This window comes from Polynucleobacter sp. JS-Fieb-80-E5 (assembly GCF_018882015.1).
GTDB lineage: Bacteria > Pseudomonadota > Gammaproteobacteria > Burkholderiales > Burkholderiaceae > Polynucleobacter.
The window spans coordinates 1-606 of the sequence record NZ_JACVPH010000015.1 but is presented as its reverse complement, the minus strand read 5'-3'; the positions used below and the strand labels follow the sequence as shown (position 1 = coordinate 606).

The following is a 606-nucleotide window of genomic DNA, read 5'->3' as shown; positions in this document are numbered from 1 at the left end:
TAGGTTACAGACCACCAGCACCCCAAACCCAAGTACCCCAAATAATACAAAATCAACCCATGTTGCTGCAATGATTTACTATAGAAAAACTCTCTTTGGTAGTGGACCTAAATTGACAGCAGTTCACCAGTAGCAAGTGAAATCACAATAGTTCACAACCGTCTGTTCATCGGGATTTAATAATGCTTCAATCTGAAACACTGCATGAATGGGTCCTAATTTGTGCGGAGAAATTCCAATCACCCTACCAGTAGGACAATACGCTTGAAGGATTTCCTTCATATGAAAGGACTGCTCATCCAAATGCTCTTGATTGCAAATAAAAAAGAAATTTGTTTCGCCGGGAAACATATCAATCACATGGGCAATAATTGGCTTTCCCTCAACCTCAATTAGGGGTTTTGGAACTGAATATCCGGCAGCTCTAAATCGCTCGCCGAAACCAGACATTGGAATTATTATTTGCATTCAAGTCCCCCTGTAGTATCCCCTTAGATTCGTACATTTAAAAAGTTGAGTTTTCTGTTGTTTATGGCAGTATTTACAACAGGAGAATCAATATGAAGAAGTCACGATTTACAGAGACCCAAATCGTTGGGATTTTGA

At 39.6% G+C, this 606-nt stretch carries 1 protein-coding gene; it reads right to left on the bottom strand.

Annotated features, from left to right (window positions below):
• Positions 1–123: 123 nt before the first annotated feature.
• Entirely contained in the window at positions 124–468 is a 345-nt protein-coding gene (locus tag ICN44_RS12285) for a sugar phosphate nucleotidyltransferase (protein WP_216264210.1), read from the bottom strand.
• Positions 469–606 lie beyond the last annotated feature (138 nt).

Coding starts and splice junctions, on each gene's coding strand:
- ICN44_RS12285 (WP_216264210.1), bottom strand. CDS start 468: ATGCAAATAATAATTCCAATGTCTGGTTTCGGCGAGCGATTTAGAGCT.